The 23,958-nt window shown below is 58.8% G+C and carries 21 protein-coding genes; 7 read left to right on the top strand and 14 right to left on the bottom strand.

Features of this window, described 5'->3' with window-relative positions; all coding sequences use genetic code 11:
- Positions 1-550 precede the first annotated feature (550 nt).
- The gene (locus MHZ89_RS17220; RefSeq protein ID WP_311784020.1) at positions 551-1,570 is read left to right on the top strand and encodes a LacI family DNA-binding transcriptional regulator; all 1,020 of its coding nucleotides are present in this window, start codon (positions 551-553) and stop codon (positions 1,568-1,570) included.
- Here the strand turns inward: MHZ89_RS17220 and MHZ89_RS17215 are convergent.
- From MHZ89_RS17215 to MHZ89_RS17205, 3 genes are all read right to left on the bottom strand, one after another.
- Positions 1,548-2,354: a hypothetical protein gene (locus MHZ89_RS17215; protein ID WP_311784019.1), complete on the bottom strand. Its 807-nt coding sequence runs from the start codon at positions 2,352-2,354 to the stop codon at positions 1,548-1,550. The two genes, MHZ89_RS17220 and MHZ89_RS17215, sit on opposite strands and share 23 nt — an antisense overlap.
- 1 nt (position 2,355) lies before the next feature.
- Complete coding sequence (locus tag MHZ89_RS17210) at positions 2,356-2,553, bottom strand: hypothetical protein (RefSeq protein ID WP_120457126.1); 198 nt, start codon at positions 2,551-2,553, stop codon at positions 2,356-2,358.
- A gap of 235 nt (positions 2,554-2,788) precedes the next feature.
- Positions 2,789-3,973 carry an NAD(P)/FAD-dependent oxidoreductase gene (locus MHZ89_RS17205; RefSeq protein ID WP_311784018.1) on the bottom strand — a complete coding sequence of 395 codons (1,185 nt, stop codon included), beginning with the start codon at positions 3,971-3,973 and terminating at the stop codon, positions 2,789-2,791.
- A 242-nt stretch (positions 3,974-4,215) separates the two neighbouring features.
- On the opposite strand from MHZ89_RS17205, the gene pitA reads away from it, so the two are divergent.
- On the top strand, positions 4,216-5,718 hold the full coding sequence (pitA, locus tag MHZ89_RS17200; RefSeq protein ID WP_120457377.1) for an inorganic phosphate transporter PitA: 1,503 nt from the start codon (positions 4,216-4,218) through the stop codon (positions 5,716-5,718).
- A 44-nt stretch (positions 5,719-5,762) separates the two neighbouring features.
- On the opposite strand, the gene uspB is transcribed toward pitA, so the two are convergent.
- On the bottom strand, positions 5,763-6,098 hold the full coding sequence (gene uspB, locus MHZ89_RS17195) for a universal stress protein UspB (protein ID WP_033753315.1): 336 nt from the start codon (positions 6,096-6,098) through the stop codon (positions 5,763-5,765).
- A 427-nt stretch (positions 6,099-6,525) separates the two neighbouring features.
- Between uspB and uspA the strand changes: the two genes are divergently transcribed.
- Positions 6,526-6,963: a universal stress protein UspA gene (uspA, locus tag MHZ89_RS17190; RefSeq protein WP_081136391.1), complete on the top strand. Its 438-nt coding sequence runs from the start codon at positions 6,526-6,528 to the stop codon at positions 6,961-6,963.
- A 131-nt stretch (positions 6,964-7,094) separates the two neighbouring features.
- Here the strand turns inward: uspA and rsmJ are convergent, their stop codons facing one another.
- Positions 7,095-7,847 carry a 16S rRNA (guanine(1516)-N(2))-methyltransferase RsmJ gene (gene rsmJ, locus MHZ89_RS17185; RefSeq protein ID WP_311784017.1) on the bottom strand — a complete coding sequence of 251 codons (753 nt, stop codon included), beginning with the start codon at positions 7,845-7,847 and terminating at the stop codon, positions 7,095-7,097.
- A gap of 8 nt (positions 7,848-7,855) precedes the next feature.
- Entirely contained in the window at positions 7,856-9,898 is a 2,043-nt protein-coding gene (gene prlC / locus MHZ89_RS17180) for an oligopeptidase A (RefSeq protein WP_311784016.1), read from the bottom strand.
- A gap of 224 nt (positions 9,899-10,122) precedes the next feature.
- Here prlC and MHZ89_RS17175 point away from each other — a divergent pair, with 224 nt between their 5' ends.
- Complete coding sequence (locus tag MHZ89_RS17175) at positions 10,123-10,965, top strand: 23S rRNA (adenine(2030)-N(6))-methyltransferase RlmJ (RefSeq protein ID WP_126689838.1); 843 nt, start codon at positions 10,123-10,125, stop codon at positions 10,963-10,965.
- A 12-nt stretch (positions 10,966-10,977) separates the two neighbouring features.
- On the opposite strand, the gene rnz is transcribed toward MHZ89_RS17175, so the two are convergent.
- Entirely contained in the window at positions 10,978-11,889 is a 912-nt protein-coding gene (rnz, locus tag MHZ89_RS17170; protein ID WP_311784015.1) for a ribonuclease Z, read from the bottom strand.
- A 124-nt stretch (positions 11,890-12,013) separates the two neighbouring features.
- On the opposite strand from rnz, the gene gorA reads away from it, so the two are divergent.
- A complete protein-coding gene (gene gorA, locus MHZ89_RS17165; RefSeq protein WP_311784014.1) occupies positions 12,014-13,366 on the top strand; it encodes a glutathione-disulfide reductase in 1,353 nt (450 codons plus the stop codon).
- Positions 13,367-13,472: 106 nt separating this feature from the next.
- Here the strand turns inward: gorA and MHZ89_RS17160 are convergent, their stop codons facing one another.
- The gene (locus MHZ89_RS17160; RefSeq protein WP_311784139.1) at positions 13,473-14,408 is read right to left on the bottom strand and encodes an Rpn family recombination-promoting nuclease/putative transposase; all 936 of its coding nucleotides are present in this window, start codon (positions 14,406-14,408) and stop codon (positions 13,473-13,475) included.
- A 282-nt stretch (positions 14,409-14,690) separates the two neighbouring features.
- Here MHZ89_RS17160 and MHZ89_RS17155 point away from each other — a divergent pair, with 282 nt between their 5' ends.
- Positions 14,691-15,605 carry a bestrophin family ion channel gene (locus tag MHZ89_RS17155; protein WP_311784013.1) on the top strand — a complete coding sequence of 305 codons (915 nt, stop codon included), beginning with the start codon at positions 14,691-14,693 and terminating at the stop codon, positions 15,603-15,605.
- Here MHZ89_RS17155 and MHZ89_RS17150 read toward each other — a convergent pair whose 3' ends face one another.
- The 4 genes from MHZ89_RS17150 to MHZ89_RS17135 form a co-directional block, all read right to left on the bottom strand.
- Positions 15,606-16,502, bottom strand: coding sequence for an alpha/beta hydrolase (locus MHZ89_RS17150; protein ID WP_311784012.1), 897 nt, complete (start codon positions 16,500-16,502; stop codon positions 15,606-15,608). It abuts the gene before it with no gap.
- A 167-nt stretch (positions 16,503-16,669) separates the two neighbouring features.
- Positions 16,670-17,020: a hypothetical protein gene (locus MHZ89_RS17145; RefSeq protein WP_311784011.1), complete on the bottom strand. Its 351-nt coding sequence runs from the start codon at positions 17,018-17,020 to the stop codon at positions 16,670-16,672.
- Between the two features lie 28 nt (positions 17,021-17,048).
- Positions 17,049-18,398: a cation:proton antiporter gene (locus tag MHZ89_RS17140; protein WP_311784010.1), complete on the bottom strand. Its 1,350-nt coding sequence runs from the start codon at positions 18,396-18,398 to the stop codon at positions 17,049-17,051.
- Positions 18,399-18,457: 59 nt separating this feature from the next.
- The gene (locus MHZ89_RS17135) at positions 18,458-19,666 is read right to left on the bottom strand and encodes an MFS transporter (protein ID WP_311784009.1); all 1,209 of its coding nucleotides are present in this window, start codon (positions 19,664-19,666) and stop codon (positions 18,458-18,460) included.
- A 95-nt stretch (positions 19,667-19,761) separates the two neighbouring features.
- Between MHZ89_RS17135 and MHZ89_RS17130 the strand changes: the two genes are divergently transcribed.
- A complete protein-coding gene (locus tag MHZ89_RS17130; RefSeq protein ID WP_311784008.1) occupies positions 19,762-20,703 on the top strand; it encodes a LysR family transcriptional regulator in 942 nt (313 codons plus the stop codon).
- 23 nt (positions 20,704-20,726) lie between these two features.
- On the opposite strand, the gene MHZ89_RS17125 is transcribed toward MHZ89_RS17130, so the two are convergent.
- On the bottom strand, positions 20,727-21,230 hold the full coding sequence (locus MHZ89_RS17125; protein WP_311784007.1) for a TIGR00645 family protein: 504 nt from the start codon (positions 21,228-21,230) through the stop codon (positions 20,727-20,729).
- Positions 21,231-21,284: 54 nt separating this feature from the next.
- On the bottom strand, positions 21,285-23,957 hold the full coding sequence (gene kdpD / locus MHZ89_RS17120) for a two-component system sensor histidine kinase KdpD (protein WP_311784006.1): 2,673 nt from the start codon (positions 23,955-23,957) through the stop codon (positions 21,285-21,287).
- Position 23,958: the final 1 nt, after the last annotated feature.

The following is a 23,958-nucleotide window of genomic DNA, read 5'->3' as shown; positions in this document are numbered from 1 at the left end:
ACTGTAATTATTCAGAGCATGGCCTTTAACTGCGCGCAGAAATATCCCCTCTGGCGACAGAATAATAATTTTTATTAAACTTCACGTTAAACGCTTACGTTAACCGACGAAGAAATCGTGCTGTTCAGAGGTGAGTTGTTGATAGCCTGAAATTACAATCCTTTTATTAACAACAAAATAATAATAAATTTTTAACCTATTTTCGGAAAGCGAAGCGTTGATGAAAATCCATCAATTAACTGAATATTTTTTATAATTCAGCAAGTTAATCACATCAGAGTTTACAGTGTTATTCACTAACCCTCATTTTTAAGACAGCAGAAAGTTTCGATAAGTTATTAATACGCGCTTTCTTGCCTGTTTTTTGACTGCTTCAGGCGCGCATTTTTTCAGCGACATGAAATGTCATCAAAATAGGCTGGCGTAAGGGTCAGCGCGCTGAATAGAATAGCGCCAGATAGTTCAGAAATTTATTATTCATTTGCAGGCAGTACGCCAGCAGGCGAGTAGTGGTAACGGCATGACAAAAAGAGTCATGTGTGGAGCAAGAATGAAAAAGCTCACCCTTGAGATGGTGGCAAAAATTGCGGGCGTCGGTATCGCAACTGTCGATCGGGTATTAAACGAACGCGGCGGCGTCTCGCCGGAGACGACGCGCAAAGTATTAAAAGCCGCGCGCGAACTCGGCCTGAAGCGGCTGCTGCCGGAAGAGTATCGCCATCCCTGGCAAATAGAAGTGTTTCTCAGCAATAACGGCTCCTCGTTTTTTCAGCAGCTGGTGCGCTACTTTAGCGAGGTGGCGGGCGAACTGGGCTATCGGCGCATTACGCTGCATAAAACGCTGGCTGCAGAGTCGCAGCCGGAAAAGCTGGCGCAAAGCATTATCGCGCGCAGCGCCACGCGTGACGGCATCATCGTTTTTGGCCACGACTATCCGCCCATCTACCGCGCGCTGGCGCTCTGTCGCAAACGCGGCGTGCCGGTCATCACCATCGTCACCGACCTGCCGGATGCGGATCGCCTTTGCCATGTCGGCATCGATCAGTATCAGGCGGGCCGCACTGCCGGTTTGTTGATGAGCAAGATGGTGCATCAACCGGGCGATATTGTCATGGTGAGTGGTCGCTTCGATTACTGGGCGCATCGTCAGCGTATCGCAGGCTTTCGCGAGGTCATGATGCAGCGCGCGCCGCAGCGCCACCTGCGCGAAGTGCTGTTTGGACTCGATCAGCGCGACACGATCCGCACCCTGCTGGAGAGCAGCCTGGCGCAGTCACAGCACGTTGCAGGCCTCTATAACACCGGTATGGGCAACAGCGACATAAGCGAAACGCTGCGCGCCCATCATCTTCTGGGCCGCTGCGGCTATATTACCCATGAGCTTTATTCGGTTACGCGAAAGCTGTTGCGCAATGACGAGCTGGCCTTTGCGCTGGATCAGAATGCGCAGCAGCACGCGCGTCTGGCTATCGAACTGCTGCTGCGTCACCTGGAGAGCGGCTACCAGCCCGATACCTATCAGGACGGCAAAGTCGCCTTACGGCTGTTTACGGCGGAGAATGTGGAGTAAAGGAGCCGTGGACTTCCATCGGCACGCCGTCGTGGTGAGTCATGGCCAGCGAACTGGCGCTGGCCGGATCGAACAGTGACAGACTCTCGATCTGATCCACCATCAGCACTTTACGAAACGCCATCGCGTTTTTTGGTTCTGAGGTCAGTGTAATGCCGTGTTCGGCATACCAGCGGCTGTAGTTATGCTCGATCGACATGCTGAGCGTTTTACTGTCGCGGTAGCCGCTGAGCATGGGGATAAGCACGATATTCGCGGTATTTTCATACTCAAAGGTGGCAGCGTGCACCATGCCGATATAGATGCGGCGCGACTTTAGCGTAATCCACGCCAGCTCGCCCTCCTGCATACACTGGTAGAGCAGCTGTTCGACGCCGTTGGATTTAGAGAGCTGCTGATAGAGATCTTTACGACCGCTGCTGTTAAGACGCGCGCTCGCTGACCAGTTTGACCGGTACATACAGAACAGCACTGCAAAGGCGAGCATCACCACGACCGGCGCCTGAATGCCGAGAAAGCTCCAGTTCATAAACTCCATCTGCCAGCGCAGATGCTCGCCGGGTATCAGATGCAAGGCGTTGGCGGTACTGGAGATAATCAGCAGCAGCAGCCAGATGATGGCCGTCGCCAGCATCCCCTGCAGGACGAAGATACAGCCGTAGAGCGCTACCAGAAAATAGACATCCCAACCGAAGCTGCGACGGATTTTAAAACGGCTGGAGAGATCGCGGCTGGTGTACCAGTAGCCGCATACCATCAGCACCATGAATATCGCCGTACCCATCTTAAACTCCTTTTAGCGTTTCGATGTGGCGGGCGAAATCCTCATGCACTTCCTCACTCAGCACGTTTACCGAAGCGTTGCCGTCTTCGTCGATAATGATGCGCTCGCCATCGGCGATGGAATCATTTAAATCCTGACGCGACATGCCTCTGATAAAGCTTTCGGGGCTGGAAAACAGGGAACGCATAAAGGTGAGCATTGGGGGCGGAACTCCTCTGTGTAAATCAGAAGTATGAAATCCAGGCGGCAAACGCGCCAGGTGGATTAGTCTAAAAGTAGGGCGGCTCAGAGGATTAGCGAAGCGACAGGGCAGCGGAACGAAGAGAAGCCGCGCTATGGCGGCGAGAGGATTTATCGGCGGCTGGCCTTTTCAGCGCGGCGTCACACCGGCTGCGGCAGAGCCAGAAAGGGAGGAATGACGCCGAATAAAGCCATTACAGCGCCTGCGCGCACGCCCAGGCTGAGCTCCACGCCCACTGAAAGTTATAGCCGCCCAGCCAGCCGGTGACGTCCACCACTTCACCGATAAAATAGAGCCCCGGCACATCCCGCGCCTCCATGGTCTTCGACGAGAGCTGCGTGGTATCGACGCCGCCCATCGTCACCTCCGCGGTGCGGTAGCCTTCGGTGCCGTTGGGCTGTACGCGCCACTGATGTAACGTCTGCGCCAGCTCGGCCTGCTGTTTGCTGTTGAGCTGCTTCAGCGTTACGTCCGGCACCTGCTTCATCTCCTGCAGCACCTCTACCAGACGTTTCGGCAACAGCTTCGCCAGGCTGTTTTTCAGGCTCAGGTTCGGATGCGCCTCGCGCTGCGCGTTGATGAAGTCATCGAGCGAGGTGGCGGGCGACAGGTTAACAGTAATGTGCTCGCCCGGCTGCCAGTAGCTGGAAATTTGCAGAACCGCCGGGCCGGAAAGACCGCGATGGGTAAACAGCATCGCCTCTTTAAAGAGCGTGCCGTCCTGCGCTTCGATTGTGGTATCGAGCGCGACGCCGGAAAGGGTTTGTAGCCGCTCAAGCAGCGGCTTGTGCAGGGTAAAAGGCACCAGCGCGGCGCGTGTCGGGTAGACCTTCAGGCCGAACTGTTCGGCAATCTTATAACCGAAAGGCGATGCGCCGAGGCCCGGCATGGATAATCCGCCGCTGGCGATCACCAGCTTCTCCGCCTGAACCGTCGCGCCGTTAAGCTGTAGCGTATAGCCCGCCTCTTCACGCGCGACGCTTAACACCTCGCTGCGCAGGCGCAGCGTGACCTGACCCTTTTCGCACTCCGCCATCAGCATATCGACAATCTGCGCCGCCGAGTCGTCGCAAAAGAGCTGGCCCAGCGTCTTTTCGTGGTACGCAATATGGTGGCGGTTAACCAGATCGATAAAATCCCACTGGGTATAGCGCGCCAGCGCCGATTTACAGAAGTGCGGATTATGCGAGAGATAGGCAGCGGGATCGGTGTACATATTGGTGAAGTTGCAGCGACCGCCGCCTGACATCAGAATCTTGCGGCCAGGCTTCTTGCCGTTATCCAGCAGCAGCACGCGTCGGCCTCGCTGCCCGGCCTGCGCCGCGCAAAACAGTCCCGCCGCACCGGCGCCGATAATAATAACGTCAAACTTTTCCACTGCATTCGCCCTGCCTGTCTTAAGAGGCGCTGATTGTAGAGGTCTGCTCTGCATGACGCCAGCGTCAAAAAGTTGTCGTAATTATGTCATATTGTAAATGCCTAATTTTAAGACACTTTTAGGGTAAACCGACTCTTTTAAGACATTCCTAAGTCAAAACAAGGCTATATTTTGCTTTCCCATACCCTGCATTGTCGCAGATAATGCGCCGCGCTCATGTACTCAAAAATGGCGTAATGTTTATGCTACATTTGTTCGCTGGTCTTGACCTCAGTACCGGCCTGTTATTGGTTCTTGCCCTGCTGTTTGTATTGTTTTATGAAGCAATCAACGGCTTTCACGACACGGCCAACGCAGTGGCGACGGTTATCTATACCCGCGCGATGCGCGCGCAGCTTGCTGTGGTGATGGCGGGCGTATTTAACTTCCTTGGCGTTCTGCTTGGTGGCTTAAGCGTTGCTTACGCTATCGTGCATATGCTTCCTACCGATCTGTTATTGAACGTTGGCTCTGCGCATGGCCTGGCGATGGTCTTTTCCATGCTGCTGGCTGCGATTATCTGGAACCTTGGCACCTGGTATCTCGGTCTGCCAGCCTCCAGTTCGCATACGCTGATTGGCGCGATTATTGGCATTGGCCTCACCAACGCGCTGATGACCGGCACCTCGGTGATCGACGCGCTGAATATCCCTAAAGTAATCAATATCTTCCTGTCGTTGATTCTGTCGCCGATTGTTGGTCTGATCATCGCAGGCAGCCTGATTTTCCTGCTGCGTCGCTACTGGAGCAGCACTAAAAAGCGTGCGCGCATCCATATGACGCCCGCTGACCGCGAGAAGATCGACGGTAAGAAAAAACCGCCGTTCTGGACGCGTATCGCTCTGATTGTCTCGGCGATTGGCGTCAGCTATTCGCATGGCGCTAACGACGGCCAGAAAGGCATCGGCCTGATTATGCTGGTGCTGATTGGCGTCGCGCCAGCTGGTTTCGTGGTCAATATGAACGCCAGCGGTTACGACATCACGCGTACGCGCGACGCGGTCAATCACCTTGAGCAGTATTATCAGCAGCACAGCGAAGCGCTGACGCACATCATTCAGATGGCACCGCCTGCGCTGCCGACGCCAGAAGAGACGCCGTCCGGCCCGCAGCAGTTCCACTGCGACAGCGCCCGCGCGCTGCAGGCGGTTCAGCACGCGCAGAACCTGCTGAACAACAATCTGCAGAGCTATGAGCAGCTTACCGTTGAGCAACGCAGCCAGATGCGTCGCCTGCTGCTGTGCATCGCCGACACCGCCGATAAAGCGGCCAAGCTGCCGGAAACCAGCGCCGACGATCAGCGCTTCCTCGGTAAGCTGAAAACCGATCTGCTGGGCACCATCGAGTATGCGCCGGTGTGGATTATTATGGCGGTCGCGCTGGCGCTTGGCATCGGCACCATGATTGGCTGGCGTCGTGTTGCCACTACAATTGGCGAGAAGATTGGTAAAAAAGGCATGACCTACGCGCAGGGCATGTCGGCGCAGGTTACCGCAGCGGTCTCGATTGGTATCGCCAGCTACACGGGTATGCCGGTTTCCACCACGCATATCCTGTCATCGTCGGTGGCGGGTACCATGCTGGTGGACGGCGGCGGGCTGCAGAGCCGCACCATCAAGAATATCGCCATGGCGTGGGTCTTTACGCTGCCGGTGTGTATTCTGCTGTCGGGATGTCTTTACTGGCTGGCGCTGAAGCTGGTGTAACAGGCTCCAGTATTAAGGGCGACGCAAGTCGCCCTTTTTTATTTCTAATGCCAGATCGCCAGGCAAATCAGGCTGAGGATCACTAAGCCACATAAGGCGCTGGTTAAGATAAACTGACCGCGCACCCGCTCGCAGCGACGAATAAACTCCTCGTCGTGATGGTCGAGATAGCGCTTTGCCCAGATATAACGCACCAGCCGCACCTGTTTGCTCGGCTGGCCGTGAGACGTAAAGAAACCGGCCCCGTCGACGTACTGATAGAGTAAGGGATCACAGCCTCGCAGCACCGCCAGCAGCGCGCGCAAAGACGAAAAGTAGCGCGCCATATTCACAATACATACCACACAAAGAGCCCAGAAAAGCGCGATAGTGCTGATCATATTCCCCTCCCGACTGGAGCCGCAGAGACAGGTTAAGCGCGGCTGCGCCTTATGCTCTACGGTAAAAAGCCGACCACTGAATGACCTGAACAGATCTCTTTTTTTTGGCAAACATACGCGGTCGGCACCAGACGAGTACCACCGTTAATTTGTAGTGTAGGAGAAATTTTTAACTCTTTTCCAGCGATGATTTTCGTTCGCCGCGAGCGAAAAACGCGATAAGCCTTGATCTCATTCACAACCGAAGCGCGTACGGGAGCATTTGTTATCCGTCACCGCTATACTAAAGGCATAATAACTATCTGTCGGGAGCACCGACAGCACACATCTGGTGACAGGCATCGCCCGTTCGCGTAAAGGATTGCGCAGGCAATGACGCGAGAGGAAGAGAGGTCGCCATCCTGAATCTTGTGAAAGGAGTTATATCATGGCTTATAAACATATCCTGATTGCGGTAGACCTTTCTCCCGAAAGCCAGCTACTGGTGGATAAAGCCGTTTCGCTGGCACGCCCCTATGACGCCAAAATTTCGCTGATTCACGTCGACGTGAACTATTCCGATCTCTATACCGGCCTGATTGACGTTAATCTGGGCGATATGCAGAAGCGCATCTCGGAAGAGACGCACACTGCGCTGCGCGGGCTGTCGGATGCGGCAGGTTATCCTATTAGCGAAACCCTGAGCGGCAGCGGCGATCTCGGCCAGGTGCTGGTCGATGCGATTAAAAAATATGATGTGGATTTGGTGGTGTGTGGCCATCATCAGGATTTCTGGAGCAAGCTGATGTCGTCGGCGCGCCAGCTGATCAACACAGTGCATATCGATATGCTGATTGTTCCGCTGCGCGACGCGGACGACGAATAACAGCAAAGAAAAAAGCCGGCGAGAACCGGCTTTTTTCAGTCTGGCCTGAGCGCTATTTCAGGTCAGTTAACTTCCTCATCACTCTGCTGACTCAGGTAACAGACGGCGCTAATTGCCGCCTTGCTGTCCCGCTACTGGCCGAGCGGCGGATAGATATCGAAACGATGGCTTTTGGTCACTACCGCCGACTGTGTTGCAACGCCTGCCAGCGGCGGCGCATAGTCAGGACGTTTCACCACAATACGCTTCTTCGCCAGACGACGCGCGGGTTCCAGCAGCGCGTCGGCGTCTTCATCCGCCCCCACCAGCGACTGAAACACCCGCATCTCTTTTTTCACCATCGCGCTCTTTTGCCGGTGCGGATACATCGGGTCGAGATAAACCACGTCCGGCGCAGGCGTAATATCACCAAGCGCCTGAGCGCTCGGCGCATGGATCAGCGTCAGCCTGTCGCGCAGCCAGCCGCCAATCTCTTCGTCCCGGTAGCCGCGCTGCAGCCCATCATCCAGCAGCGCCGCCACCACCGGATGGCGCTCCAGCATGCGCACGCGGCAGCCGATAGCCGCCAGCACGAAAGCGTCACGCCCTAACCCGGCGGTCGCGTCTACCACGTCCGGCAGATAATCGCCTTTAACGCCAGCCGCCTTCGCCACCGCCTCGCCGCGCCCGCCGCCGAAGCGACGACGGTGCGCCATCGCGCCAGAAACGAAGTCAACAAAGATGCCGCCCAGCTTCGGCTCATCGCGCTTGCGCAGCTCAAGGTGGGTCGGCGTCTGCACCAGCGCCAGCACGCAGGCTTCGTCATGTTCAAGCTGCCAGCGCTGTGCCAGATGCGACAAGGCGCCGTCACCGGCGCCCGATTCATCAATCAAACAGATCTTCACTGCAACCGTTATCCCTTGATGCCGTAATGTTCCAGCATCGCATCCAGCTGCGGCTCACGACCACGGAAGCGCTTGAACAGCTCCATCGGCTCTTCCGAACCGCCGCGCGTCAGGATGTTGTCGAGGAAGGACTGGCCGGTCTGGCGGTTGAAAATGCCCTCTTCTTCGAAACGCGAATAGGCGTCCGCCGCCAGCACATCCGCCCACAGATAGCTGTAATAACCCGCTGCATAGCCGCCAGCGAAGATATGGCTGAAAGCGTGCGGGAAACGGCCCCATTCCGGGCTCGGCACCACGGCCACCAGCTTTTTCACTTCGCGCAGGGTCTCAAGGATCTGCGCGCCTTTCGCCGGATCGAACTCGGCGTGCAGGCGGAAGTCGAACAGGCCGAACTCCAGCTGACGCAGGATAAACAGCGCCGCCTGGTAGTTCTTCGCCGCCAGCATCTTGTCGAGCAGCTCTTTCGGCAGCGGTTCGCCGGTTTCATAGTGACCGGAGATAAAGGCCAGCGCATCCGGCTCCCAGCACCAGTTCTCCATAAACTGGCTCGGCAGCTCAACCGCATCCCACGGCACACCGCTGATGCCGGAAACGCCGGGAGTTTCGATGCGCGTCAGCATATGATGCAGACCGTGGCCGAACTCATGGAACAGCGTGGTCACTTCATCATGGGTAAACAGCGCGGGCTTGCCATTCACCGGACGGTTAAAGTTGCAGGTCAGATAGGCGACCGGCTTTTGCAGCGTGCCGTCTGCTTTACGCATCTGGCCGACGCAGTCATCCATCCAGGCCCCGCCGCGCTTATGCTCACGCGCGTAGAGATCGAGGTAGAAGCTGCCGCGCAGCTCGCCGCTCTCATCAAACAGGTCGAAGAAACGCACGTCGGGATGGTAAACGTCCACGTCGGTACGCTCTTTAGCCGTGATGCCGTAGATGCGCTTCACCACCTCAAACAGGCCGTTGACGGCGCGCGCTTCCGGGAAGTAAGGACGCAGCTGTTCATCGCTGATGGTGTAGAGATGCTGCTTCTGCTTTTCGCCGTAGTAGGTGAGATCCCACGGATTCAGCTCGCTGACGCCGTACTCTTTCTCGGCGAACGCGCGCAGCTGCGCCAGCTCTTTTTCTGCCTGCGGACGGGCGCGTTTCGCCAGATCGTTCAGGAAGTCGAGCACCTGCGCCGGGTTTTCCGCCATTTTGGTGGCCAGCGATTTATCGGCGTAGGAGTCGAAGCCCAGCAGCTGTGCCAGCTCATGACGCAGCGCCAGCTCTTCCGCCATAATCGGGCCGTTATCCCATTTGCCGGCGTTCGGGCCCTGATCGGAAGCGCGGGTCGAATAGGCGCGATACATCTCTTCGCGCAGCGCGGCGTTGTCGCAGTAGGTCATAACCGGCAGATAGCTTGGAATATCCAGCGTCAGCAGCCAGCCTTCCTGCTCTTTGGCTTCGGCCTGCGCTTTCGCCGCCGCCAGCGCGCTTTCCGGCATGCCGGAGAGTTCGCTTTCGTCGGTGATCAGCTTGCTCCAGCCCATGGTCGCGTCCAGCACGTTGTTGCTGTAGGCCGAACCCAGCTCGGAGAGGCGCGCGGCGATTTCGCCATAGCGCTGCTGCTTCTCTTTATCGAGGCCGATGCCGGATAGCTCGAAATCGCGCAGCGCGTTATCTACCGCTTTCTGCTGCGCCACGTCGAGCGTAGCGAAGTTCTCGCCCTCTTTCAGGTTGCGATAGGCCTGGTACAGCCCTTCATGCTGACCGACCCAGGTGCTGTACTCCGAGAGCAGCGGCAGCGTCTGTTCATAGGCCTGGCGCAGCTCCGGGCTGTTTTTCACCGAGTTGAGATGGCTTACCGGCGAAAAGATACGGCCGAGACGATCGTCGACTTCCGCCAGCGGCTGCACCAGGTTTTCCCAGGTATAAGGCGCGCCCTGAGCCACAACTTTTTCCACCGCCGCGCGGCACTCGTTCAGCGCCTCGGTTACGGCAGGCACCACATGTTCAGGCTGAATGGCGGAGAAAGGCGGCAGCGTAAAAGGCTGGAGTAATGGATTGGTCATAGCGCAGTCCTTGTTCAATGTATGGGGCGCGCGGGGCGCGCAACGCAATCGTACTAACATGCGGCTAAGTGTAGCGAAAATCAATGCCACCCAGGCTGAGCGGCGAAGAATCGACTCGGGAAGCTGCGCAACGGAGAATCGGCCAGCATTTTTCGCCTTCAGCAGGTATAATCTCGCTTACTTGCAGTACGCCTTTTTACGCCAACCGCGGAATCCCCACTGTTATGCTGAGCTATCGCCACAGTTTTCACGCCGGCAACCATGCCGACGTGCTGAAACACACCGTACAGAGCCTGATCATCAGCGCGCTGAAAGAGAAAGAAAAGCCGTTCCTCTACCTCGACAGCCATGCTGGCGCAGGCCGCTATCTGCTGAGCGGCGAGCACGCCGAACGGACCGGCGAATATCTGGAAGGTATCGCCCGTATCTGGCAGCAGCCGGACGCGCCGGAACTGCTCAAGCCTTACCTCAACGCCATTCGCGATCTCAATCCCGGCGGTACGCTGCGCTACTATCCCGGCTCGCCGCTTATCGCGCGCTATCTGCTGCGTGCAGAGGACAAACTGCAGCTTACTGAGCTGCACCCCAGCGATTTCCCGCTGCTGCGCGGTGAATTCCTGAAGGACAGCCGCGCCCGCGTAGAGCGCGCCGACGGCTATCAGCAGTTGAAGGCGAAACTGCCGCCGCCGACCCGCCGCGGCCTGATCCTGATCGATCCGCCTTACGAGCTGAAAAGCGACTATCAAGCGGTGGTGAAAGCGATCCATGAAGGTCACAAGCGCTTCGCTACCGGCGTTTTCGCGCTCTGGTATCCGGTAGTGCTGCGTCAGCAGATCAAGCATATGCTGCGCGACCTCGAAGCGACCGGCATCCGCAATATTCTGCAGATTGAGCTGGCGGTTCGTCCCGACAGCGATCAGCGCGGCATGACCGCATCGGGCATGATTGTCGTCAACCCACCGTGGAAGCTGGCGCAGCAGATGAACGATCTGCTGCCCTGGCTGCACCAGAAGCTGGTGCCTGCCGGAACCGGCCACACCAGCGTGACGCAGATCGTACCGGAATAAGCCCGTCAGGTTTTACAGCGTAAACACCGCCAGATCATGTGCCAGCTCGGTATTCGGAAATACCGAGCGGCACTCTTCCAGCAAACGCGGCATATCGCGCGGCAGATAGCGCGAACTAAAATGCGTGGCGATAAGGCGCTTTGCGCCCGCTTCTTTCGCTACCTGCGCTGCCTGCAGCGTCGTGGAGTGGCCGCGTCCGTTGGCCTTCTCCTGCAAGGCCGCCTCCAGCGTGGTTTCATGCACCATCAGATCGACATCGGCCGCCAGCTGCAGCGCCATTGGCGTCGGCGCGGTATCGCCGAAAATCGCCAGGGTTTTGCCTCGGGTCGCCGGGCCGAGATAGTCCGCGCCGTTAATTACCCGGCCATCCTCCAGCGTCACGGTCTCTCCCGCTTTCAGCTGCTGATACCAGGGGCCACGCGGCACGCCCTCCTCTTTCAGACGCGCGGCGTCGAGAAACCCCGGCTTATCGTGCTGTTCAATCCGGTAGCCGAAACAGGGTACTGGATGCAGCAGCGGCCAGGCGCTGACGCGGAACTCGCCGTCGTCAAGCACCAGACCCGCCTCGATCTCAATAATCTCCAGCGGATAGTCGGTGTAGGAGCCGCTTAGCGACAGCGCAGTCTCAACAAAGCGTTTGATGCCTTCCGGTCCGTAAATGGTCAGCGGCTCGATAATGCCGCCCATGGAGCGGCTGGTCAGCAGCCCAGGCAGGCCGAAAATATGATCGCCGTGGAGATGCGTGATGAAAATTTTAGTCATGCGGCTCGGCTTAAGTGGAGAACGCATGTACTGGAGCTGCGTCCCTTCCCCGCAGTCGAATAGCCAGGTGTCGCCGCGCGACGACCAGGTAAAAGCGATGGAGGTAACGTTGCGTTGCAGGCCAGGCGCGCCGGCGCCCGTACCGAGAAATGTAAGCTGCATGCTATGCTTCCCTGTCAGTAATGGGAGGATTCAACCCTATTACAATCATAGGCGCAATCTTTGCGCCGTCTCGGCTCTCAGCGTTACAATCCTGACCAAACTCTTGCAACCGGATGGACACACCATGACACGACATTATGACTATCTCGCCATTGGCGGCGGCAGCGGCGGCATTGCCTCGATTAACCGTGCCGCCATGTATGGCCAGAAATGCGCGCTGATCGAAGCCAAAGAGCTGGGCGGCACCTGCGTAAATGTGGGTTGTGTTCCGAAGAAAGTGATGTGGCATGCGGCGCAGATCGCCGAGGCTATCCATCTGTACGGTCCGGATTACGGCTTTGATACCACAGTAAACCATTTCGACTGGAAGACGCTGGTGAAAAACCGCAGCGCCTATATCGACCGCATCCACACCTCCTACGACAACGTGCTGGGTAAAAACAACGTCGACGTAATCAAAGGCTTCGCCCGCTTCGTTGACGCCCATACGGTAGAGGTCAACGGCGAGCGCATTACCGCCGACCATATTTTGATCGCCACGGGCGGCCGTCCGAGCCATCCAGCGGTGCCGGGTGCCGAGTACGGCATCGACTCTGACGGTTTCTTTGAGCTGGATGCGCTGCCGAAGCGTACCGCAGTGATCGGCGCAGGCTATATCGCCGTTGAGCTGGCGGGCGTGGTTAACGCGCTGGGCTCTGAAACGCATCTGTTTGTGCGTAAGCACGCGCCGCTGCGCGGCTTCGATCCGCTGATCACCGACACGCTGGTAGAAGTCATGAACGCCGAAGGCCCGACGCTGCACACCCATGCGGTGCCGAAAGCGGTCATCAAGAACGCCGACGGCAGCCTGACGCTGCAGCTGGAAGACGGGCGCGAACAGACCGTAGACTGCCTGGTATGGGCGATCGGCCGCGAACCGGCGACCGATAACCTGAATCTGGCGGTAACCGGCGTGGAGCTGTACGAAAAAGGCTATATCAAAGTCGACAAGTATCAGAACACCAACGTCAGCGGCATCTATGCGGTGGGCGACAATACCGGCGCGGTAGAGTTAACGCCGGTTGCGGTTGCGGCGGGCCGCCGTCTCTCAGAGCGCCTGTTTAACAACAAGCCGGACGAGCATCTGGATTACAGCAACGTCCCGACCGTGGTATTCAGTCACCCGCCGATCGGCACCGTCGGCCTTACCGAGCCACAGGCGCGCGAGCAGTATGGCGATGACCAGGTGAAAGTGTATAAATCTTCTTTCACCGCCATGTACACCGCCGTCACGCAGCACCGTCAACCGTGCCGCATGAAGCTGGTATGCGTTGGCGCGGATGAGAAAATCGTCGGCATTCACGGTATCGGTTCAGGTATGGATGAGATGCTGCAAGGCTTCGCGGTAGCGCTGAAAATGGGCGCGACCAAAAAAGACTTCGACAATACCGTGGCGATCCATCCGACCGCGGCGGAAGAGTTTGTCACTATGCGCTAACAACGGCGTATAGCCTTGCCGGTAATGACTGACAAAGCCCGCTTTCTGCGGGCTTTTGACTTTTAGCTTCGCTATATCTTTTTGTTGGCAAGGTTTCAGGCGCCCATCAATCTGCCTGAACGCGGCTCAACTGCTCTTCTGTCAGCCCGGTGGCTTGTAAAATCGACTCGCGCGGCATGTTCATTTTCAGCAGGCTGCGCGCAACCTCGAGTTTCGCTTCAAGCTTGCCCTCTAACTTTCCTTCCAGCTTGCCTTCTAGTTTTCCTTCTAACTTTCCTTCCTGTTTTAGCTGTTCTGCAATAGTCATCAGTGCGTCCCCTTGTTGCGGCATTCGCTGTGCCAGTTCGCGAACAAAAGCGCTGGCGTCTGACGTTTCGCCTGCCTGAACAATATAGTGTACCAGCGATATTATTTGCGATGAAGAGAGCCAGCCCGCCAGCATAATGGACGCAACCCTGTCCATCACCTCCATCAAATCGCGCTGGCGAATATGTTTTTGCAGCAGCGTGAGCGCGGCCATACGACGATGCTCAGCTATCTCTTCATCTGGGATAACGGTGACGTCCACCAGCGGAAAGGGGTTACCGTAGAGTCTTTCGGCCAGGGCCGAGTCGCTGAACCCATCCAGCCAGCAGGACGAGTATGGATAAGGACTACGTTTACCAGCGTAAAAAAGCACGGGTATCACCAGCGGCAACTTTTTATGTCCGGCATCCAGGTGACGCTGCATGGCGGCTACTGCATAACGCAGCAGCCGGAACGCCATATGCTTATCTGGCGTCGACTGATGCTCGATAAGCACATGCACATAGCCGTCGTCGCCGCTTTTGGTTTTCAGGCTGTAAAGTACATCGCTGAAGTACTGGCGCAGATCATCTTCAACAAACGAGCCTGACACGAGCTTTAGCGTATTGAGATCGCAAATGGCGCGTAGTTCTGAGGGAAGATGAATTTCCATAAAATCGCGTGCGACCTCCGGCTGGCTGAGAAACTGTCGGAAGGTCGCATCATGCGGAGTCGGCGTGCTGTTTTTCTTTTCCATCTTTTCTGACTCTGGAAAAACATCCACCGAGCCTATCACAGCTGAAAAAACAGTCATTAGCGATACCGCTAAGCGCGCCAGATCTATCACTGAGTTACAGGTCTCTTTGCGTGACCCGTCACGCTGGGACTCAGGCAGCACCTGCCGCTGAGTTCATTGAGGTACGTTCGTTCGGCCTCGAATCCGGGAAAAGGCTAACGGAAAAAGCACGCGAAAACTCGCGTTCAATCTTCTGTCGGCGTAGGCTTAAAACACAAAAATAAACTTCACATCGCATTCAATATGATTGTTCGTCCTTATCAGCACTGGTTCCGTCGGCTGCTGGGCTGGCACGGTTCGGTGTTGCCGAAAATCGCTTTCCGCCTGTCGTTAAACCTGGTGATGTCGATTATCGCCATCGTCTGCTTTCAATGGTACGAATCCCTTGGCGTCCATCTCACTACCGCGCCCTTCAGCCTGCTCGGCGTGGCGCTGGCAATCTTTCTTGGCTTTCGCAACAACGCCAGCTATGCGCGTTTTACCGAAGCGCGCACGCTCTGGGGAAGCATGCTGATTACCCATCGCTCGCTGCTGCGTCAGGTAAAGAGCGTGCCGCTGGAGGCGGAGAAGGCGCATGAGTTTGCGGCGCTGCAGATGGCGTTCAGCTACAGCATGAAGCATCAGCTACGCAACAGCGATCCGCGTGAAGATTTGATGCGTTTGCTGCCGTTACGCTGGCGCGAGGAAGTGATAAACAGCCCGATGCCTGCCAGCCGCGCGCTGCTGTGCATGGGCAAATGGCTGGGCGAACAGCGTCAGCAGGGCAAGGTGTCCGATATTCTCTGGCAGAGCATGGATGAGAATCTTAACCATCTGTCGCTGGTGCTGGGCGGATGCGAGCGCATCGCCTCAACGCCGATCCCCTTTGCCTACTCGCTGATCCTGCACCGCACCGTCTCGCTGTTTTGCACGCTATTGCCGTTTGCGCTGGTGAGCGATCTTCACGGCATGACGCCGCTGGTCTCAATGTTTATCTCCTACACCTTTCTGGCGCTGGAGTCAGTGTCGGAAGAGCTGGAAGATCCCTTCGGCGTCGAGGCCAATGATTTGCCGCTTAACGCGCTGTGCATTGGCATTGAGCGTAGCCTGCGGGAAATGAACGACGACTTCCCGCTGCCGCCAGTGCTGCAACCTGACAACCGTCGGGTGCTGACCTGATTAGCTGAGGCGGTCGAGCCAGCGCGCGTAGGCCTGATCCCACAGCGCGGCAGGCGTACCGGCTGTGCCGAGGCCGAAACCATGGCCGCCGCGGCTGATCTCTATCAGCTCAACCGGCACGCGGTTACGCCGACAGGTATCGCGCATCAGCTCGGTATTATAAGGGTTAGAGATGTGGTCATCCTCCGCCTGCGCCAGGAAGGTAGGCGGGTAGTTGCGGGTTACGTAGTTCTGTACTGACCAGTTCGCCTCTTCTGCCGGCGTCGCGTTGTTACCCACCAGAATGCGGTGCGTGGTGGTATGGGTATAGGGCGCTTCCAGCGTAATCACCGGATAGATCAAGCCGACGCTGTCAGCTTTCGGCACCACATTATCCAGCTCATCCTGAATCTCGTAAGAGCGGAAATCTGGCCGCGCCGCCGCCATGCCGAGCAGATGCCCGCCGGCGGAAAAGCCCAGCAGATGCACTTTGCGCTCAAACGAACGTACCAGGCGAATGGCGCGCTGCGCATCCTGTAGCGGCGCAAGGTGTCCCGCCTGCCACTTCTCTTCCGGCAGCCGATAGCTCAGTACATAGGCGGTATAACCGTTGCTGTTGAGCCAGCGCGCCACCGGCCAGGCCTCACGCCCCATGCCGATAAATTTATAGCCGCCGCCTGCCGCAATCAGCACAGCTTCTCCGTTGGGGTTTTCCGGTTTGAATCGCTGAATCGCCGGGCTGACGATATTGGACCAGGAGCCATGTTTGTTCACGCGCAGCGGCCCGGACGGCCCGCCGCCGCCCGGCGGCTCGTCAGGCCACAGCGGAATGACTTCATCGCGGGCAAAAAGTTTGCCTGCGGTCATAGAAAGGAGAAGGGCCCCAGACCCCAAAAGAAAATGTCGACGCGTGATCATGATGCCCGTTAAGTCAATGCCAGTACGCTGATTCAGACGCGCCTGCCTGTGGCGGCGCTGTTATTATGTGACCTGTATCAATTGCTGGCGATTATGTACGCAATCTGGGGAAAAATGCCACAAAAAAACGCGCCCTGATGGCGCGTTTATGCAGAGCAGAAAAAAGCTTAATCTTCCTGCTGGAACTGCGTCATAACCGTCTGCTCGCACTGCTGTTCATCGGCGCGAAGTTTACCCCGCTCCTCCTCTCCCAGTTGCAGCCAGGCATTCGCCACCTCGTTTGCGATATCTTCGTCGAACGACGGCTGATTCATTGCGCTGGAGGATTTACTCATCGCCGTATAGCTTTTCATTTTCTGCACGTAGGAATCCGCGGTGCCGACCTGAGTTTCCCCGCTGACGATATGACACAGCTTGCTGGCATAAACATTTTCCTGCGGGATGTTGGTGCCATCGTCAGCGGCCATCGCAGCCGATGAAGTCAGCATCCCCAGTAAAATTAATAACGACTTTTTCATATCCACTCCTGTTTTAACCTGTGACGGTCTACTCTTCGTTCTGCCGGGCGGAAAGGCGCGCCGAGCGCCAGTTCAGCAGCGGCGTCACCGTCACGCCATGAATTACGATGCTGCACACCACCAGTGTCAGCGCCATATCAACCATTGTTTCCGCCTGCTGGCCCGCCATGCCGTGTACCCAGGCGAAGGCGATGTAGTTAATACTGCCGATGCCGCGAATGCCCAGCCAGCCTATCAGCAGACGTCGCACCGCCGGGATGCCGCAGCGCAGCGTCGTCAGCCACACCGCCAGCGGTCGCACCACGATAAATAATGCCAGTCCCAACAGAACGCCGTCGAGGTTCCAGTGGTGGGCCAGCGTCACGCCCAGCACCACCATCATCGCCGCCGCCAGCAAACGCTCAATCGTATCACCAAATGAGAGCGCATCGCTGACCACCAGCCCGACCGATTTCACCATATTGCCGCTTTCGCCCGCATGCTCCAGACGGTTGTTGGGATTGACCAGCGCCTCGGCGGGCAGCACCCGCTGCTCTTCGCTCAGCTCTTCCGGGGGAAAACTTTTGAAAACGCGCAGCTCGGCGCGGCGCAGTCCGACGCCTGCGGCGAAAGTCGCCAGAAAGCCGGACGCGCCCAGCGTTTCCGCCGCCGCATAGCTAAGCGCGATCAGCGCCAGCGCGAGGAAGTCGCTGGGCGCCACATCGCCGTGTGCGTTGCGCAGCCGCGTCGCCAGCACGCCGACAAGGCGGCCGAACAGAAAGCCCAGCCCCAGGCCGCCGCCGATACCCCAGATCACCTCGACGGCGGTCCAGTGTCCAAAGCTGCTCCAGGTGAGGCTTTCGCCGTTAAACAGCAGCAGCGCCAGGATTAGCAGCGGCAGCGCCGAACCATCGTTCATGCCCGCTTCGCTGGAAAGCGCCACGCGCAGCGCGTCATCGTCGCGCGCGTCGTTGACGGAGATGAGGCTTGCCAGCACCGGATCGGTCGGCGCGACGATAGCGCCGAACGCCAGCGCCAGCGGCCAGTCGAAGCCCGCCAGCCAGTGAACCAGCAGCGTCATGCCGCCGACCGTCAGCAGCATCGCCGGAAAGGCGAGCCGCATGCCGAGCCGCCAGCTGTGCGCACGCAGCGGCAGGCGCAGCTTGAGTCCGGTAATAAACAGCGAGGCCGCCATAGTGATTTCGGTAATATGCGCGGCCGCTTCCGAATGTTTCAGAATATCAATCTGTACGACGTCGAATACCCAGGGTCCGCAGAGGATCCCGGCTAACAGATAGAGCCCAAACGAGGTTACTGGCCCGCGGTGGATCCACCCCGAAGCCAGCGACATTAATAACAGAAGGCAGCCGGTCGCCGCCATCCAGGCGAGAAAGTTCATAACGCTCCGTTTTCCCTGAAGATTACGTATAATCCTGGCACAAGAGCGCGAAAGCGGGATCAGTTCTTCAGATGACGGCTCGCCAGGCGAAGCGCAAGACTTGCGGCACCGGCCAGCGTGGCAAGGGCCACAACGCCGTTCCAGCCCCAGCGCGCCAGCGCCAGGCTGCCCAGCGCAGCGCCGGTCGCCATACCAATAAACACCACGGTAAACAGCAGCGCGTTAAGGCGGCTACGCGCTTCCGGCGCCAGGCTGTAGACCAGCGTCTGATGCGCCACCAGGGTCGCCTGCACCCCAAGGTCGAAGCCGATAGTGCTGAGCACGATCAATGCCAGCTGGGCGGGCAGTGGCAGCGCGGGCAGCAGAAACATCAGCGCAAAGGAAACCGTTACCAGCCCGGCACCAACAATGGTGACGCGCGCCGGACCGATACGGTCGGCGATGCTGCCCGCCAGCGGCGCAGCCATCGCGCCCGCTGCGCCCGCCAGGCCGAAGGCACCCGCTACTGCGCTGTCGAGATGAAAGCGGTCGCTGAGCATCAGCGCCAGCGTCGACCAGAAGGCGCTAAAGCCCACCGACAGCAGCCCCTGCGCCAGCGCCGCCCGGCGCAGCGTCTGATGATGCTGCCAGAGATGCGCCAGTGACAGCAGCAGTCGTGGATAACTCACTGAAGTGCCTGGCGTAAAACGCGGCAGCACGCGCCACAGCGCAAGGCTGATAAAGAGCACCAGCGCCGCAGCGAGCCAGTACATGGCGCGCCAGCCGAAATACTCCGCTACCACGCCGCTGATTACGCGCGACAGCAGAATGCCAACCAGCAGACCGGTCATCACCGTACCGACCGTTTTGCCCCGGCTGCGCTCGGGTGCCAGCGCGGCGGAGGCCGGAACGATATCCTGCGCGACCGTCGCCGTCAGGCCGGTGGCGAAGCTGGCAATCAGCAGCGCGTTCAGTCCGCCGGAAAAGCCGCACAGCAACAGCGCCGCCACCAGCAGCAGACCTTTTATCAGGATGATGACGCGGCGATCGTGACGGTCGCCCAGCGGCGCCAGCAGCAGAATACCCAGCGCATAGCCCATCTGCGTCAGCATCGGCACCATGCCGACCGCGCCGACGCCGACGCTAAACTGTTTGCCGATGATATCCAGCATCGGCTGGCTGTAGTAAATCGAGGCGACGCTCAGCCCTGCGCCTGCGGCGAGGGTAAAGACCAGCGGGCCGGGCAATCTTTCGGTCGGGGTGGCCGCAATGCTGTTAATGGCTGACATAGTTTCTTTCTCCACAGGTATATGGCGCTTAGTAAAGCGGATTGCCGCCATACGTTGTAGACTGATAAAAAACAAAACTGTTATGCGTGATACGTATGAGCAACTTATCCAGCCCCGATCGTATTGAACTGATGCAAACCTTTATCCGCATCGTCGAGAGCGGCAGCCTGTCGGCAGCGGCGGCGCAGCTTAACACCACTCAGCCCACCATCAGCCGCCGACTCCAGGCGCTGGAGCAGCGGCTTGGGCTAAAGCTGATTATGCGCACCACCCACGCGCTGAAACTGACCGACGACGGCGAGCGCTGTTATGCCCATGCGCGCCAGCTGCTGGCGACCTGGCACGCGCTGGAAGATGATCTGACCCACGCCAACGACGAGCCGGTCGGCACGCTGCGGGTGCGCGCGCCGCACGCCTTTGGTCAGGATCAGCTGGTCGCCCCGCTGGTGGACTATCTGATGCGCTATCCGCGCCTGAACGTGGAATGGATGCTCAACGATCGCACGCCGGACTTTATCGCCGAGAATATCGACTGCGCGATTCAGGTCGGCGCGCTGAGCGATCCCGCTATCGTGGCGATTTTGCTGGCGGAAGTGCCGCGCATCGTCGTCGCCTCGCCCGCTCTGCTGGCGCAGCACGCGCCGGTCGACGCCGTGGAGCAGCTGGCGGATTTACCCTGGCTGGCACTGACCAGCTTTTACCGTAACGAAATTGCGTTACAGCGGATTGACGACGGCCAGCCGGTTAATATGGCGATTGCGCCGCGACTCAGCAGTGACAGCCTCTACGCGGTGCGCAAAGCGGCGCTGATGGGCATGGGCGCGGCGATTATGTCGTCATGGGTGGTACAGGAGGATTTAGCGCGCGGCGAGCTGGTTCAGCTTACGCCGCAGTGGCAGGCGCCGCCCTTGCCGGTCTGGCTGACCTACCCCTGGGCAAGCTACTACCCGGCGCGACTGCAGAAATTCTTCGAGATGGTGCGGGAAGTGATGCCGCAGCTGACCGGCACGCGGCCAGCAGGGACATTTCAGCGCTAAGAGGCGGAGCCGCCTCCTGGCAGTTATGAATACTTTTTATCGCTCTTCGACATCGTATCCAGCCAGCCCATCACAAAGGCCGACAGCACAAAGGTCAGATGGATAATCACATACCACATCAGCTTGTCGTTGGGCACGTTGCGCGCTTCCATAAACACGCGCAGCAGGTGGATAGAGGAGATGGCGACGATAGAGGCCGCGACCTTGTTCTTCAGCGAGCCGGAATCCATTTTGCCGAGCCAGCTCAGCTTCTCTGTATTTTCGTCGATGTCGAGTTTAGAGATAAAGTTCTCATAGCCCGAGAGCATCACCATCACCAGCAGACCGCCTACCAGCGTCATGTCTACCAGCGACAGCAGCAGCAGGATCAGATCGTTTTCCGCAATACTGAGAATATTGGGCAGCAGGTGAAGAATTTCTTCGAAAAACTTAATCGTCAGCGCCAGCAAACCCAGCGAAAGTCCAATGTAAACCGGAGCCAGCAACCAGCGCGACGCATACATCAGGTTTTCGGTAAAACGTTCCATAATTTCCCACAGGTGATCAGACAGGTGGGGCAGTATAACCCATCCTCTGTGAAGTTATTTCAGCGCCTCTTCAGAAATTTCAGGCGCGGGCGGCAGCGGCAAAGAGAGGCGGAACGCTACGCCACCCTCGATGCGATTCTCTGCCCAGATGCGCCCGCCGTGGCTCTCGACAATGGTTTTGCAGATCGCCAGTCCCAGCCCGACGCCTGGCACTGACGACTCCTTATCGCCGCGGGCAAACTTGTCGAAAATACGCGTCAGGTCTTTGTCGGCGATGCCCGGCCCGTTGTCCCATACCGCGATCTCCAGCCGTTCGCCGTCGCGCCAGGCGCGGATGCCGCGCTGCGCGCTGTTGCCCGCATACTTCAGGCTGTTCTCAATCAGGTTGGTCAGCACCCGCTCCAGCAGCGCGCTGTCGCCTTTAATCAGCACCAGCTCCGACGGCAGATCGAGCGTGACGCCGTGTCCTTTCAGCGACGGTGCCATGCTGCTGAGCGCGCCGCCAATCACCTCGTCCAGCGCCAGCCACTCTTCGCGCAGGTTCAGCCCGCCCGACTGAATGCGCGCCATATCCAGCATATTGCTCACCAGCCGGATAGTGCTCAGCGTCTGCTCGCGGATCTGGTTCGCCTGCGTGACAAATTTTGACTCTTCGCTGGCCAGGTCCAGCATCAGCATCTCCGCCTGGCCGAACAGTACGGTAAGCGGCGTGCGCAGATCGTGCGACAGCGCGGAGAGCAGCGCGTTGCGCAGCTGTTCGCGCTCCGCCGCCAGCCGCGACGCCGCCTCGCTCTGCGACAGCGCCATCCGCTCCAGCGCGTTAGCGATCAGCACCGTAAAGGTCTCTACCAGCCGCTGCTGCTCCGGGATCATCAGCTGACGCAGGTTTTGCGGCTCCACCACCAGCAGCCCACGGCAGTGCGCGCCGCTCTTCAGCGGCAGGATCTGGTACGGTACGGCAGGCAGCGTATCGGTGCCCGCGCCGGCGGGCTGGCCCTTGCTGTAGCTCCATCTGGCGATAGCGCGATCCGGCTCGCTGCCAGGCGTCGCCGCGCCCGTCGCGACCAGCTCACCCTGTTCGTCCGGCAGCAGCAGCAGGCTGCGCGCCTGCAGGGTGACCTCGATAACGCGCTGGCTGGTGGCAGCAATATCTTCTGGCGTCAGCGCGCTGCCCAGTGATTTCGCCATCTCGTAGAGGTGGCGCGCGCGCTGTTCGCGATAGCGCGCCACGCGCGCCTGATAGCGCACGCCCGCAGTGAGATTGCCGACGATAACGCCCACCGCCAGCATGACCGCGAAGGTCACCAGATACTGCAAGTCGGAGACCGCGACCGTACCGGTCGGCGCGACGAAAAAGAGGTCGAAGGCGAGAATATTCATCACCGTGGCGATCACCGACGGCCAGCGCCCGTAGCGCAGCGCGATAATCACCACCGCCAGCAGGTAGATCATTACGCCGTTGGCGGTATCGAACCCGGCCAGCAGCCAGCGTCCGGCGGCGGTCACCACAATGCAGAGCAGCAGCGCCATCAGCACGCCACGCAGCGGCAGGCGCCAGCGGTCACCGGTGACGCGCGCGTCGGCTAAGGCTGGCGCCTCGCCGACAGGCTCATCGAGCGCCACCACCAGCAGATCGAGATCGGGCCCCAGCTTGCCGAGGCGCGTGGCGAAGCTGTCGCGATGCCAGCGCCGCAGCGGCCGACGACCGGTAACGATCTTGCCCAGGTTATGTTCGCGGGCGTAGCGCAATACCGCCTGCGCCTCATCGGGATCGGAGAGCGTGGCGGTCTCCGCGCCCAGCTCCTGCGCCAGCTGAAGAGTTTTCAGGATGGCGCGCCGCCGCGCTTCCGGCAGCCGGTTAAGGCGCGGCGTCTCTACATAAACCGCGTGCCATTCGCTGCCGAGCCGCGCCGCCAGCCGCGCGGCGGTGCGCACCAGTTTTTCGCTGCCGGTATCGTCGCCGATGCAGAGCAGAATGGCGTCACGCGTGTGCCAGACGCGGTCGCGTCCCTGCTGGTCGCGCCAGGCGCGCATCTGATCGTCCACGCGGTCGGCGGTGCGCCGCAGCGCCAGCTCGCGCAGGGCGAACAGGTTGCCCTTGCGAAAAAAGTTTTCGATGGCGCGTTCCGCGCGATCGCCGACATAGACTTTGCCCTCTTTCAGGCGCTGGCGCAGATCGTCCGGCGGCAGATCCACCAGCACGATCTCATCGGCGCTGTCGAAAAAGGGGTCGGGCAGGGTTTCGCGCACGCGAATGCCGGTCACGCCGCCCACCACATCGTTAAGACTTTCCAGATGCTGCACGTTGACGGTTGTGATCACGTCAATGCCCGCATCCAGCAGCTCGTCGATATCCTGCCAGCGTTTGGGATGGCGCGACCCTTGCACGTTAGTATGCGCCAGCTCATCCATCAGGATAACGGCCGGGTGACGCGCCAGCGCCGCGTCAAGGTCGAACTCGGCATGACGCGAGCGGCCGGTAGCGCGCCGCGGCAGCACAGGAAGCCCGCGCAGCAGACTGGCGGTCTCTTCCCGGCCGTGGGTCTCTACCACGCCGATCAGCACGTCGAGCCCCTGGGCGCGCAGCCGCTGCGCCTCCTGCAGCATGGCGTAGGTTTTCCCTACGCCCGCACAGGCGCCGAAGTAAATTTTCAGCTTGCCGCGATGGCTGTCCGCCTGTTGCAACAGCAGCGCATCGGGATCGGGGCGTTCACGTTCGTCGTTCATC

This window comes from Pantoea sp. ACRSB (genome assembly GCF_022346905.1).
Lineage (GTDB): Bacteria > Pseudomonadota > Gammaproteobacteria > Enterobacterales > Enterobacteriaceae > Pantoea > Pantoea piersonii.
Note: the sequence above shows the minus strand (reverse complement) of the source record. Positions and strands in the feature narration are given on the sequence as shown.